This window comes from Pelagibacterium sp. 26DY04 (assembly GCF_031202305.1).
GTDB lineage: Bacteria > Pseudomonadota > Alphaproteobacteria > Rhizobiales > Devosiaceae > Pelagibacterium.
This window is the reverse complement of record NZ_CP101731.1, coordinates 2,319,956-2,332,565: the sequence shown is the minus strand read 5'-3', so window position 1 is coordinate 2,332,565 and position 12,610 is coordinate 2,319,956. Positions and strand designations below refer to the sequence as shown.

The following is a 12,610-nucleotide window of genomic DNA, read 5'->3' as shown; positions in this document are numbered from 1 at the left end:
GGGCTGCGCCAAGCCTCCGCAAACGCAAGATAGCCTGCTTGCGCTTGCTCCCATCGATAGAACGACCACCGGGGCAATCTCGCCGATGGCGACATTCAACGCGTCATATCAGCCGATGCCGGGGCAGCCGTCCATGTCTCTCGCCGGCCGGACACTGACCGTAGGGGCGACCGAACAGATCGTCCTTGAGCCGGGCGAAGTCGTGCTCACCTTCGATGATGGACCGCGCCCAGGCAAGACCGACTCCATTCTCGATACGCTTGACCAGTTCGGCGTCAAGGCGACCTTCCTGATGCTCGGATCAGCGGCGGAGCGCCATCCGGGCCTCGCACTGGAGGTTGCGGAACGCGGCCATACAATCGGCACGCACACATACGACCATGTAGACCTTTCTACACTTGGGCCGACCCAAGCAGTGGCGGAAATCTATGCCGGCCAACAAGCCGTCGCTGCGGCCCTGGCGCCAGCGGATCTGGTTCCTTCGCGCTTTTTCCGATTTCCTTATCTGGCGCAGACCGGCCTGATCCGCACCAGTGTCGTCGACAGCAGCTTTATCGTCCTGGACGTCGACATCGATTCCAAGGACTATTATTCCGAAACGCCCCGACAGGTGCTCGACCGTACACTTTCGCGCCTTGATGCGCGCGGGTCGGGTGTCGTGCTCTTCCACGACATCCATATGCGGACCGCGTTGATGCTGCCGGAGTTTCTGAAGGCGCTGCGCGATAGGGGCTATAGTGTGGTCAACCTGCGCACGACCGGAGGAGGGGTGTTCGACACGCCCCTGGTAACTGCCGAGGCTTCACCGGAGGCATAATCTCTCTAGCCCGCAGTGGCTGCGAACAGTGCTATCGCCGCCGCGTTGGATACGTTGAGTGACTTGATGGGGCCGGGCATGTCGAGCCGGACCATCTCGTCGCAGAGCGTGCGGGTCTTTTGTCGCAACCCCTTGCCTTCGGCCCCGAGTACGATTGCGAGTTTGCCGCCGGGCGGTCGCGGGCGAAGCACGGCGGGAGCCTCGGAATCGAAACCCAGGCACACCATGCTCCGACTTTTGAGCGTTTCCAGGGTTTCGCCCAAATTACGCACGGACACCAGCGGAATGAGATCGAGTGCGCCCGAGGCCGACTTGGCCATCACGCCCGTCTCGCGCGGTGCATAGCGGGCCGTGGTGATCACGGCATCAGCGCCGAAGGCGCAGGCGGTGCGCAGAATGGCGCCGACATTGTGTGGATCGGTGACCTGATCGAGAACGATTACGAGGTCCAGCTTTTGGAGATCATCGAGCCCGAATCGATCCACGGGATCGACTTCCAATGCCACGCCTTGATGCACTGCATCGGCGCCGAGCAGCCGGTCGAGATCGCGCGGGGTGGTTTCCTCCACCGTCAAATCGGGGAGAGGCGCGCCTTCGGTCAATCGGTTGAAGCCGTTGGGGGTGGCTAGAAGCCGCCGCTTGATCCGCCGCGGGTTGTCGAGTGCCGCGCGGACCGTGTGCAGGCCATACAGATAGACCGGTCCATCATCGGGCAGGATCGGGGGGCGCTTCTTGGGTGGAAACTTGTTCTTGCTCATGACTGATGGCGTATCGGTTTGCCACGCGCCGGGCAAGCGGCAAGCGTAGCGGTGAAACTCATGAAATTTCCTATGCCAGGCAGTTGACAGGAGAGGGCGCTACCACCATAAACCGCCCCGTGATGGTGCTCGGCAACGAATGTCATCATGATACCTCGCTTCGCCGATGTCACGATTGGGGAGGGGTGGGAGAGTGGTTAAATCCATCAGACTGTAAATCTGACGCCTTAGGCTACGCTGGTTCGAATCCAGCCCCCTCCACCAAAATCGTGCTTGCCCAAACGGGCCCGAACGGACAGATTAGCGAGACACCCTCGGGCGGGTGTAGCTCAATGGTAGAGCAGAAGCCTTCCAAGCTTACGACGAGGGTTCGATTCCCTTCACCCGCTCCATTTTCCCAGCTTTGCAAAATTGCTATGTCGCTGTAACGGCCAAGGAATTCGGTGTACACAGCCAACTTTGGGTTGTCTTGCCCGGAAATTCGTGACACATTTTGATCCTATAACGTGATACATTGGAGAGGAATGGCGTGCCCAGGGGTTCTCAACTCGACCGTTTTTTGCAGCGCCGCGGGGACCGCTGGCAGTATGTTCGGCGCGTTCCCGCCATGGTGGCTGAGCAGGATGAGCGGGCTCCAGTTATCCGTAGTTCGCTCAAGACCCACGACTTGGCGGTCGCCCGCGTCATGCGCGATGCCTTGGAAAAGGCGGACAACGACCTGTGGGCATCGTTTCTGTGCGATGAGGAAGAGTCAGCGGCTCTGAAGCGCCACAAGGCCGCCGTGCGTCGGGCAGCGGCGCTCGGCTTTGCTTATCGTCCTGCAGGCGAGCTCGAAGCCAAGGCAAGCTGGCAGGAGTTGGCCGAGCGGATGGAGGCAATTCTTGATACGCGGACATCCCATGCAGTCGAAACGGCGGTGCTGGGTGGAGAGCCAACGCCCAGCGTGACGCTGACCCAAGCGCTTAAAGTCTATATCAACGATATTGCTGCATCTCAGCTGGTGACGAAGTCGCCGCAGCAAAGGCGGAAATGGCGGGTCATTCCCGAGCGGGCTGTGCGCAACTTTGTCGAGATCGTCGGGGACAAGCCGATTTCGCACATCACCCGCGACGACGCGCACAAATTCTATCGCTATTGGCTGGCGCGCATCGCTCCAGCCGACAAAGGCAAGAAGCCAACCCATACTGCATCATCGGGCAACCGGCAGATTGGTGAGCTGCGAAAGATCTATCGCGAGTATCATGCCTTCATGGGCGCGGAGAACAAGCTCAACCCATTCGCAGGACTAAGTTTTGAGGAGCGCAAGAAAGCCAAGCGGCCTCCTTTCCCGACCGCCTGGATCCGGGACAAGATTCTGAAAGCCGACGCTCTCAAAGGCTTGAACGAGGAGGCGCGGGCCATCCTTTTGGTCACCATCGAAACGGGGGCGCGGCCGAGCGAGACCTGTAATCTCGATGCCAGCAACATCCACCTTGATGGCCCAGTGCCCTACATTAGCTTTGTGGAGCGCGATGATCCGGAGGCGCCACGTGAATTGAAGACCGCAGCCTCCATTCGCGAGATTCCGCTGGTCGGCGCTGCTTTGTTGGCATTTCAAATGTATCCAAGCGGTTTTCCCCGCTATCGGGAGAAGGAAGAAGCTGCCTGCGCTGCAATCAATAAGTATCTGCGCGAGAACGGCCTCGTCCCAACGTCAAAACACACCCTCTACAGCATCCGTCACTCGTTTGAAGACCGGATGAAAGAAGCCGGTATTGACGGGGAAATGCGCGAAATCTTTTTTGGCCATCGTCGTTCACGCCAGGAATATGGGTCAGGGGGCGCTCTGGAGTGGCGTCGGTCACTTCTCGAGCGGATGGTTTTACCGTTCGAACCCTCGATTTTGTCGCGCTCGATCTAGGCGCCGACTCCCTGGAACACGCCGTTGCTGACATGGGCTATGTTGTCAGCTTCCCCAAAGCTATGCTTTCAAGAGGTGATTCACCCATCAGGAGGGACATAGTGGCAATTCGTGCTGAAACCGCGCTGGCGCGGCCGGGCTGCCTGGGGCACTACATCCGGGCGCTGGCGCTCGATCGACTAGATCTGTCCGTGACCCTGGCGGCCGAGGCGATTGGGTTCATCCGCGCCGCATTTTCGGCTTTTCTGAATGGCCGCGCGTCGCCCAGCTCATGTACATACAGTGCGATTGTGATATTGCCCAAGCTCGCGCGCGCGAAGGCGAGATCTTGGTGCCTCGCTATCAGCCCGGGCCGGAACAAACCACAGCCAAGGCTGTTGTGATCGGAAGCGCATGCATCTCTTCAATCCCAAAACGCTCGATCGCCATATTGCTTACCCGGACAGTCTTCCTGCCAGTCACGAGGCCCTGCTGAAAGAGTGGAGTGAGCTCATCCGCTCGGGCCGTATCACCGGATTGAAGGAGACGGCCCTTCACGGCGACTTCAAGGCCAAGATTGTGGAGGGTGTGCTTGGCTATGTCAGCGCCGTCGTGTCCCCTGACCACACGGTGACTTCAGAACAGTCGATCCTGAGCGGTTCTGTCGATCTGGCCCTTGGTCATTTTGGGCCGCAGCGTTCCCAGATCCTTGCACCTTTCGAGCTCAAGGGAGCGCGTACCAAGGATCTCGATGCCATTATGCCTGGCCGGGCAAAGAGTCCGGTGCAGCAGGCGTGGGAGTACGCCACAAACGCGCCCGGTGTGAAATGGGTCGTCGTGTCGAACTATGTTGAGCTCAGGCTCTACGGCTTCGGCGAAGGCACGCAAGCCTATGAGCACTTCGAGCTCGCCAAGCTGACTGAGCCGGCTCACTATGCTCGATTTATGCTTCTGCTCGGGGCGGAGAACCTGCTGAGCGGCCAAACGGCCGCGCTGCTCAAGGAGAGCCGCCGCGAAGACCAGGACATTACCGACGCGCTTTATTCGGACTACAAATCCTTGCGCGGCGACCTCATCGCGGCAGTGCGCCAGGAACTACCATCTCTCGACGGTCTGAGCGCGATCGCAGCGGCGCAGACCATCCTAGACCGCATCCTCTTTACGGCCTTTGCCGAGGACACAGGGCTCCTGCCACGCCACATTCTCGAAAAGGCATTCGAGCATTCCGATCCTTTCAATCCTCGCCCAATCTGGGATAATTTCAAAGGGCTCTTCACCTCAATCGACAAGGGCAATCATCAGCTGAATGTCCCGCCGTACAATGGGGGACTGTTTGCCCCTGATCCCATCGTCGATCAGCTCAACATCCCCGACGCGGTTTGCGAGAAATTCAAAGATATCGGCGGCTACGACTTCAGCTCGGAAGTCTCGGTCACCGTTCTGGGGCACATCTTTGAGCAATCGATCGCCGATGTGGAACGTCTCCAAGCCGAAGCACGCGGTGATGAGGTCGAAGCTGAAAAGAAAACAGGAACGAGTGGTCGCCGCAAGCGCGACGGTGTCGTCTACACTCCAGACTACATTGCTCGCTTCATCGTCGAGCAAACGCTCGGCACGCACCTGGAAGAGATCTTTGCCTGCATCGTCAGGCAATTTGCGCAGAAGGGATCGAGCCTTGCTGATTACGAGGCGATCAAGTGGAAGCGTAAGAGCGCGCAACTGGAAGCATGGCAGGCCTATCGGGACCGGCTGAAGTCGCTGCGCATCGTCGATCCAGCCTGCGGGTCGGGCGTTTTTCTGGTGATGGCCTTCGACTACATGAAGGCCGAGCTCTTGCGCGTGAATGAGAAGATCAAGGAGCTGGCGCCCAGGGCTGAGCATATGGGCGATCTTCTCAATTACGTCCCCGACAGTGAGATCCTCACCAGCAATTTGTTCGGCGTCGATGTGAACGCCGAAAGCATCGAGATCGCGAAGCTTTCGCTTTGGGTGAAAACGGCTCGTCGCGGCAAGCCGCTTGACAGTCTTGGTGGCAATCTGAAGGTGGGCGACAGCCTGATCGAAGATTCCAATTTCGCCTATCTCTCGCACGGGTTTACCTGGGCGAGCGCCTTTCCCCAAATCATGGCCGAAGGTGGCTTCGATATCGTGCTCGGCAATCCGCCCTATGTGCGGATGGAGCACCTTAAGCTGATGAAGCCTTACCTAGAAAAACGGTTCGAGGTGGTGTCGGATCGGGCGGATCTCTACTGCTACTTTTTCGAGCGCGGGCTCAACCTGCTGAAGCCTGGAGGTCGGCTTGGATACATCTCGTCATCGTCTTTCTTCAAAACGGGCTCTGGTAGGCCGCTACGCGATTTTCTGCGCCAGAAGGCAACGATTGAAACCGTAGTTTATTTTGGCGATCTGCAAGTTTTTGAGGGGGTGACCACCTATCCCGCCATCCTCACCATGCGGCGCGAGGCCCCTTTAAAAGATCACACGCTTCGTTTTTGGACGGTCGACACGCTACCAGAATCTAACTTTCGTGCGAATTTTGAGAAAGGGGCGGCCACTTATCCGCAGTCTTCACTTTCCTCTGGGTCGTGGTCTCTGGAAGAGGCTGGGCTGCAGTCGCTGCGGCGCAAGATCCGGACAGGGCGGGAGCGATTGGGTGATGTTTACGGTGATCCGTATGCTGGCATAAAAACTGGGCGTAACGAGGCGTTTGTCATCGACCGCACAGAAAGAAACCGGCTTGTCGCCGCCGATCCGAACTCTGCGGACCTCATTAAGCCCATTATTTTTGGCAATGAGTTGGAGCAGTGGCACGTAGCGTCGGCTGAACGCTTCATTATATACATCCCGAAGTCAACCATCGATGTCCTAAAATACCCCGCAATCCTAGAGCGACTCTCCCAATTCAAGTCTAGACTGGAACAGCGGGCTGCTAAGCAGGAATGGTTTGAGCTGCAGCAGGCGCAAGCAGCGTTTGAATCTACTTATGCAGGCACGAAAGTTGTGTACCGGGACATCGCCAACCGTCCTAGCTTTTCCGTTGATAGCGGAAGCTACATCGACATGACGTGTTTTTGCTTGAAAGGCGCCTCCCACTATGAGGCCGCTTTACTCGGCTCCAACGTACTTTGGTTTGCACTCACGAGCGAAACAACAATAGCTAGGGGCGGATACTTCCGGATGAAGAGCCAATATCTGAGGTCGCTTCCTATTCCACTTGCTTCTGAATCTCAGAAAAACGAAATCGCCGCGATCGCTGAGTCCTGTCAAGCGGCAGCGGAAAGACGCCACGTCCTGCAGCGTGCCCCAACACGACGTATACCGGATATCGCTCCTATTGGAGCGTTCACGAATCTTTCAAACAAGCTCAAGAAGTGGTGGCTTTTGCCGGATTTCGCTGCATTCCGGTCTGAGGTCAAGAGGTGTCTGAAGGCAGATATCCCCCTGTCCGAGCGTAGCGACTGGGAAGACTGGATCGCCCGAGACAAGGCAGAAATTGCGCGCCTTTCGTCCGAGATCCAGGCCAATGAGCGCCGTATCAACGAGCTGGTGTATGGACTTTTCGATTTGACTGGTGAGGAGATCGAGCTGTTGGAGTCTAGCATCTGATGAGCACCCTTGCATTATTACGTCAGATTTGATATATTGATTTCATGGAAGATTGAAATCCTGAGTGACACGGTGCGGGCGGAGCTTGAAGCTTTGCCGGCTGACCAGATTGCCCGCTTCCTGCGGATCGGTGAGCTGATCCAGTCTTTGGGGCTGGAGCGCGTTCGCGAGCCCCACGTGAAGCACCTGGAAGGGCCGCTTTGGGAAATCAGGATGAAGGGCAGGGACGGCATATCCCGCGCTCTGTATGTCGTTGCCAGACCAAAGCGCGTAGTGGTGGTCAGGATCTTCGTGAAGAAATCCCAAAAGACCCCACGCCGCGAAATCGAGCTCGCCCTGAAGCGAGCGAAGGATGTGAGATGACAAGCTTGAACGAGCTGAAAAAGGATCTGCTGAAGCGTGCCGATGTGCGCGCTGAATATGAATCTCTCGCCGAGGAGTTCTCGATCGCGGAGGCGCTGATCCGTGCGCGGAGCGAGGCAGACTTGACGCAGACGGAACTGGCCGAGCGGATGCATACCTCGCAGTCCTATATCGCCAAGCTCGAAAGTGGACGGGTCAGTCCCTCGATGAAGGCGCTACAACGCTATGCTGCTGCGACGGGTTCGCGGCTGAAGATTAGCCTGGAGCGAGCGGTGAGCCCATGAAGGCGGACGAAAAAACACTCACGCTCTACATCAAAGCTTATTCGCCAAAAACCATTCCCATGGGGCGTCTGGCGAAGTACATGCAGGCATTTGCTGCCATGCTGGGCAACGAACATGGGGTTCATTTTGACCAGCTCAAGCCGGGCAGCACGCAGCTTGTCAGTCGCATTGATCGCGAAGAAATCCCTAAAGTGGATGAGCAGCTTGAGCGTGTCCGTCGTAGGGAAGCTGGCCAAGACGCTCTGAAGGCGTGGAACGAAATCGACCGGCTTCTCGCCGATGACAATGCCACCGGCTATGTCTACGAGGGTGAAAGTCCCACGGCCCAGATCATTGAGTTTCCGGGTGTCAAACGGCCAAAGCCGGTCAAATACGGGCCTTTCACGCAGGAGGGGTCGATTGATGGTATTCTGATCAGCGTGACGGGTGCTGACCAGACAATCCACCTTCAGCTACAGAATGGCGAGTTGAAGTATACCGGCATTGAAACAGACCGAGAAACAGCGCGCCGACTCGGGCATCACCTGTTCGAGCCAATCCGACTCCATGGAAGCGGGAGATGGATGCGAGAAGAAGACGGCATCTGGACGCTGAAGCGTTTCCGAGTTGCCACCTTTGCTATCCTCAAGAATCACGACCTTGCGGAGGCTGTTGAAGATCTGCGGGCCGCGCAGGGCAGCCATTGGGCCGAAATGGACGATCCGATCGCGGCGCTTGATGAGTTGCGGGACGGCAAGGATGGCCTTCACTGATGGTGGTTTTCGATACCTCCGTTCTGTTGCTGCTCATCGAGCCAAAGGCAAAGCCCCCGATTGATCCAGCGACCGGTTTGCCGGTCGAAAACGCTGCTGCCCGCATAGAGCATCTTGTTTCTGTACTGTCCGACGCCAGTGAAAAGATCATCGTGCCAACGCCGGTGCTGAGTGAAATCCTGGTCCATTCGGGTGAGGCAACCAATCACTATCTTGATGCCCTGAATGGGCAGGCCGTCTTCCGCATTGCAAACTTTGATCAAAAGGCCGCCATCGAGGCAGCGTTAGCGATCGGCGACGCGCTTAGACGCGGAGGAATTCGTATCGATTCTGCTGATCCTGAGGTCACGCGCGGTAAGGTCAAATTCGACCGCCAGATCGTGGCCATCGCGAAAGCCGAAGGGGCGACAACCGTCTATTCTGACGACACCGATGTTGTGAGATATGCGGAGCAGGCTGGGTTGAGAGCCTACCGAACAGCCGACCTTGATCTGCCCCCCGAAGACCCGCAGACTGCCATGGACTTCGATAGCTAGGCTTCCTTGAAAGGCTCAGCTCTACTCTGATAGCCGTCTCGCCTCCCGCAAGCCGTCCTCGCTCAGCTCCCAGATTCCACGATCGGAATCGCTGCGCATCAGCCCTTCTTTCTTTAGGTCATTTCTTTCCCAGCACACAGCGTTCCACCACCGTGGATCGCCTGATGAGACTGGTGCGAGATCGGCCGCTCCAAGCATAGAGCGCACCTCCGGTTCCATCCGATCGCGGATATCCTTGCTGAATGCGGCCCCTCCTAAATCAAGAAGAACGCGCATCAGAGGATTGCGGAATTCGCGTTGCGGCGTCTTCTTGCCCCTGGGCTTGGGCGCTGCCCGGATTGGCTTAGGCGGCGTTTTGCCCAGCGTTTTGTCCAATGCATCCAAGGCGGTCCGGATCACATCATCGGGCGTATCTTCTAAGGGACGCGCATACCTCTTCAACCGGTCCCAGGTGGCGTCGGAAATTCGAACAACGGGCATCACAGTAGCACACCATCCTCTTTGCACTGATGCGATTAGTAGTACCTTGTAACTAGGTTCTAGTCAATAGTTTGGGAGGGGGCGCCGTCCTCGCGCTGAATCCGGACGCTTCAACATTTGCCGGATCATGCTGGGTGTGCTCGATTGCGCTGCATTCATCTTCATGGGCGTCGCTTTCTCTCTCCAGCTTTCCGTCTGACCGCCGCGTGTGTCGCGGCCTTCCTTCGTGGCTTTCCTGGCCGAACCCTCCGCCCTCGCAACGGCATGCGCCGTCTTTTCGCTTCGCCCGCCCCTTTCGGGGTGCAAGGGCCGTCTGGCTCAGCCTCTTCGGTCGCCATCAGGCCGCGCCGATCGCGGCTCCAGGCAACGAAAGGAGAGACCCATGCCACGCACCCAAAAATTCGATGTCCATCAGGAGATCACCAACCGCATCGTCGATGCGATCGAGACCGCCGAAGACTTCCGGCTCCCATGGATCAAAAGCACGGCCGGCAGCTTTGCCCGCCCCGTCAACATCGCTTCGAAGAACCCCTACAATGGCGTCAACATCGTCAGCCTCTGGGTCGCAGCGTTTGTTGCTGAATACCCGTCCAACATCTGGGGCACGTATCGGCAATGGCAGGACAAGGGCTGCCAGGTCCGCCGCGGCGAGAAATCCGCGCTCGTGGTCTTTCATAAGACTCTGTCGGTTGAAGAGACCAACCAGGAGACCGGCGAAACCCAAGTCGGTGAGCGGTTCATTGCCCGGGCCAGCTCCGTGTTCAACGCAGCACAGGTTGAGGGCTTTGAATGTGCGCCAGAGACACTTCCAGACGGACCGCTATTCGATCCGATCGAGAAGGCAGAGCAGTTCGTTGCCGCCACCGGTGCAGTCATCGACGAGGGTGGCGAACATGCATGCTACATTCCCGGCTATGACCTGATCCGAATGCCGGATCGCAAGCGCTTTGTGGGCACAAATACAAGTGGGGCACGCGAGGCCTTTTACGCGACGCTTTGCCATGAGCTTGTACACTGGTCAGGCGCAAAATCCAGACTCGATCGGGATCTTTCAGGTCGCTTTGGCAAGGAAGCCTATGCTGCCGAAGAGCTGATTGCCGAACTTGGTGCAGCATTTCTGTGTGCCGATCTGGGACTGACGCCCACGCCCCGCGCCGATCATGCCAGTTATATCAAATGCTGGCTGGCCATTCTCAAAAACGACAAGAAGGCGATCTTTTCGGCTGCCGCCAAGGCATCCCAGGCTGCAAACTGGCTCTTGGTGCATGGCCAGGCGGGATAACCCCTTGCATCACAGTCGGGCACCCTGCGCCATTCCATTCCCGGGCTCTTGCCTCTGGAATGGTTAGGCTGCAGGACAGTCAACAACATTGCCAAGGTCATTGCATATGCAATCTTGCACCGTATTCCATTTTGCCCTCATCGGTCGACACGAGAACGACCCCGGTCGCCGCCAAGGAGATACTGCGGAATCGCTGGAACGACGGATCGCAGCGATCCCTGGGCGCATTGGGCTTGCAGCATGTCGGGGTCAATATTGGCAATATCGGTCCATTGGTTGCGATACCAGAACTCTATGTGCTGTGAAGGGATGCTGACGTGCTCTCCCGAGGCAAGCGCGACAACGTGGGCCAGTCCGAAAGGGGTAAGCTGGGGATTGAGGTCGGGAATTATAGTGCCTAAGGGCAAGTGCGAGCGGTGTACGCGTGAGATCACCGGGATATGTTTCAGTTCGTACGACTTTAGCTCACCGGTAACATTTCGGGCATGATCCATTTCCATGTAGGAAAAGTCCCGGATATGGGTGAGCTGGAATTCACGCACCAGATTGTGATTGTCCCAGAAATAGATGGCGCGAAGGCTCGACCCGGTGCGCGTCATGCGATCGAGCTTTTCCATGATCGCATCGATATACGCTTTGTTGGCGTCACGGTGACGCAAAATATTGTCCAGCGGGATTCTGTATCCATGACCGTCAGCCTTAATGCGGTCCGGAAGCCAGTCTCCAAAGCTATGAAGGTAGTCGACTCGATAAACATAGCGCTCATCGGCACAGTACCTTCTCGGGCGAAACCGTTCGTAATCGAGGGGCGAAACTTTCGGCGGCATGTCTACAAGCGGAAATGGACATCTTGGCAGGGCAAAGGTGAGGGTCATTCGCTGTCTCCGGTTATGTCTTGTGGGTTGGTTTGTCGTGTGTTTGCTGATCCGGCCCGCAACCTTGCCCTAAGTTTGGCGAGCACTTCCTCATCCGCCTTGGCCTCGGCGAGCTCCCTTTCGAGCCGGCGCACGATGGGGACAAAGGCTGCGGCATTTCTGCCGGCCCGTTCCACGACCAGTGCAAGGCGGTCAAGATATCGTTCGCAATGGTCAACATCACGGGGGATGGTTTTGGTCGGCGGATTGTTGGGCCTAAGCTTTGCGTCATCAGCGCTCATGGCTGAGACCTAGCGCGGCTCGCGCTGCAGATATCTGGCAGGCTTTGTGGGCACCCTGATCTGGCACCTGAACATGCTCGAGAGCACACGGGCGGAGATAGTCGGGGGTGGAAGCCCGCGTCCCTGAGCGGCTCAGGATCTGGGCGAGTAGGACGTGGCGCTCTCCGTCCTGGACCGGCCGCTCCCGATCGGTGAGCAAACGGGCCGCTTTTGCGCCGGTATCGGGCTCTGTGGCATCAAAAAAGACCTCGAGCCCATGCCTGTGACGGCAGGCCACGACAAGGATGTCGTGGCGGTCCATGGATGTATCAGAGATCAGAAAAGACTGGTCGGTCGTAAGGCCCTGAGACCCGCAACTGGTGGTCGCGCATGCGTGGGCAAGCTGGGCGCGACCCTCCACTTTGGCACGCACAATCAGCGTTCCGGTCAGATCGGTCGTGACATCGAGCACGCGCCCGGCCGTGCCATGGATGACCCCGAGTTCATCCTTGCGCGCGAGATATCGGATGTGATCACCCGCCGCGAGAGCGAGCTGATGGGTTTGACCCGAGGGGGATACGGCATCTGACCGGCACAGGTCAGACTGGCCAAGCTCGTTTTTGGCGCACAGTGATTCGCGGGCGCAGGCACTGATCGCTTGGACTTTGGCGTTGGTCTTGGCCATCATCAGGGTTGAGCGGTCCGCGTGGGCGGACCG

Annotated in this window: 14 protein-coding genes and 2 tRNA genes; 11 read left to right on the top strand and 5 right to left on the bottom strand. The window is 57.8% G+C overall.

Annotation, left to right across the window (positions count from 1 at the left end; translation table 11 throughout):
- Window positions 1-133: 133 nt before the first annotated feature.
- Window positions 134-817, top strand: a complete 684-nt coding sequence (locus NO932_RS11435; RefSeq protein ID WP_309207460.1) for a polysaccharide deacetylase family protein — start codon at window positions 134-136, stop codon at window positions 815-817.
- Between the two features lie 5 nt (window positions 818-822).
- Here the strand turns inward: NO932_RS11435 and rlmB are convergent, their stop codons facing one another.
- A complete protein-coding gene (gene rlmB / locus NO932_RS11430; RefSeq protein WP_309207459.1) occupies window positions 823-1,575 on the bottom strand; it encodes a 23S rRNA (guanosine(2251)-2'-O)-methyltransferase RlmB in 753 nt (250 codons plus the stop codon).
- A 179-nt stretch (window positions 1,576-1,754) separates the two neighbouring features.
- Between rlmB and NO932_RS11425 the strand changes: the two genes are divergently transcribed.
- The 9 genes from NO932_RS11425 (at window position 1,755) to NO932_RS11385 (ending at window position 8,995) form a co-directional block, all read left to right on the top strand.
- Window positions 1,755-1,839: transfer RNA gene (locus tag NO932_RS11425), tRNA-Tyr, on the top strand.
- 54 nt (window positions 1,840-1,893) lie between these two features.
- Window positions 1,894-1,967, top strand: a tRNA-Gly gene (locus NO932_RS11420).
- A gap of 137 nt (window positions 1,968-2,104) precedes the next feature.
- On the top strand, window positions 2,105-3,475 hold the full coding sequence (locus NO932_RS11415) for a tyrosine-type recombinase/integrase (protein WP_240549624.1): 1,371 nt from the start codon (window positions 2,105-2,107) through the stop codon (window positions 3,473-3,475).
- Window positions 3,476-3,576: 101 nt separating this feature from the next.
- On the top strand, window positions 3,577-3,858 hold the full coding sequence (locus tag NO932_RS11410; RefSeq protein WP_220305772.1) for a hypothetical protein: 282 nt from the start codon (window positions 3,577-3,579) through the stop codon (window positions 3,856-3,858).
- Between the two features lie 10 nt (window positions 3,859-3,868).
- Window positions 3,869-7,060, top strand: a complete 3,192-nt coding sequence (locus NO932_RS11405; protein ID WP_220305771.1) for an Eco57I restriction-modification methylase domain-containing protein — start codon at window positions 3,869-3,871, stop codon at window positions 7,058-7,060.
- A 9-nt stretch (window positions 7,061-7,069) separates the two neighbouring features.
- Window positions 7,070-7,423, top strand: a complete 354-nt coding sequence (locus tag NO932_RS11400; protein WP_309207458.1) for a type II toxin-antitoxin system RelE/ParE family toxin — start codon at window positions 7,070-7,072, stop codon at window positions 7,421-7,423.
- Complete coding sequence (locus NO932_RS11395) at window positions 7,420-7,707, top strand: helix-turn-helix domain-containing protein (RefSeq protein ID WP_220305770.1); 288 nt, start codon at window positions 7,420-7,422, stop codon at window positions 7,705-7,707. Before NO932_RS11400 ends, NO932_RS11395 begins: the two co-directional genes overlap by 4 nt.
- Window positions 7,704-8,459 (top strand): hypothetical protein, encoded by a 756-nt coding sequence (locus NO932_RS11390; protein ID WP_220305769.1) that lies wholly within the window; start codon window positions 7,704-7,706, stop codon window positions 8,457-8,459. The genes NO932_RS11395 and NO932_RS11390 overlap by 4 nt, the downstream gene beginning before the upstream one ends.
- Window positions 8,459-8,995, top strand: a complete 537-nt coding sequence (locus NO932_RS11385) for a type II toxin-antitoxin system VapC family toxin (protein WP_220305768.1) — start codon at window positions 8,459-8,461, stop codon at window positions 8,993-8,995. The genes NO932_RS11390 and NO932_RS11385 overlap by 1 nt, the downstream gene beginning before the upstream one ends.
- A gap of 21 nt (window positions 8,996-9,016) precedes the next feature.
- Here NO932_RS11385 and NO932_RS11380 read toward each other — a convergent pair whose 3' ends face one another.
- The gene (locus NO932_RS11380; protein WP_240549718.1) at window positions 9,017-9,475 is read right to left on the bottom strand and encodes a winged helix-turn-helix domain-containing protein; all 459 of its coding nucleotides are present in this window, start codon (window positions 9,473-9,475) and stop codon (window positions 9,017-9,019) included.
- A gap of 382 nt (window positions 9,476-9,857) precedes the next feature.
- On the opposite strand from NO932_RS11380, the gene NO932_RS11375 reads away from it, so the two are divergent.
- Window positions 9,858-10,757: a zincin-like metallopeptidase domain-containing protein gene (locus NO932_RS11375; RefSeq protein ID WP_309207457.1), complete on the top strand. Its 900-nt coding sequence runs from the start codon at window positions 9,858-9,860 to the stop codon at window positions 10,755-10,757.
- Between the two features lie 137 nt (window positions 10,758-10,894).
- Here NO932_RS11375 and NO932_RS11370 read toward each other — a convergent pair whose 3' ends face one another.
- The 3 genes from NO932_RS11370 to NO932_RS11360 are packed head-to-tail and all read right to left on the bottom strand — an operon-like array spanning window position 10,895 to window position 12,580.
- Window positions 10,895-11,632 carry a hypothetical protein gene (locus tag NO932_RS11370; RefSeq protein WP_220305765.1) on the bottom strand — a complete coding sequence of 246 codons (738 nt, stop codon included), beginning with the start codon at window positions 11,630-11,632 and terminating at the stop codon, window positions 10,895-10,897.
- Window positions 11,629-11,913 (bottom strand): hypothetical protein, encoded by a 285-nt coding sequence (locus NO932_RS11365; RefSeq protein WP_220305764.1) that lies wholly within the window; start codon window positions 11,911-11,913, stop codon window positions 11,629-11,631. The genes NO932_RS11370 and NO932_RS11365 overlap by 4 nt, the downstream gene beginning before the upstream one ends.
- Complete coding sequence (locus NO932_RS11360; protein ID WP_309207456.1) at window positions 11,903-12,580, bottom strand: hypothetical protein; 678 nt, start codon at window positions 12,578-12,580, stop codon at window positions 11,903-11,905. The genes NO932_RS11365 and NO932_RS11360 overlap by 11 nt, the downstream gene beginning before the upstream one ends.
- Window positions 12,581-12,610: the final 30 nt, after the last annotated feature.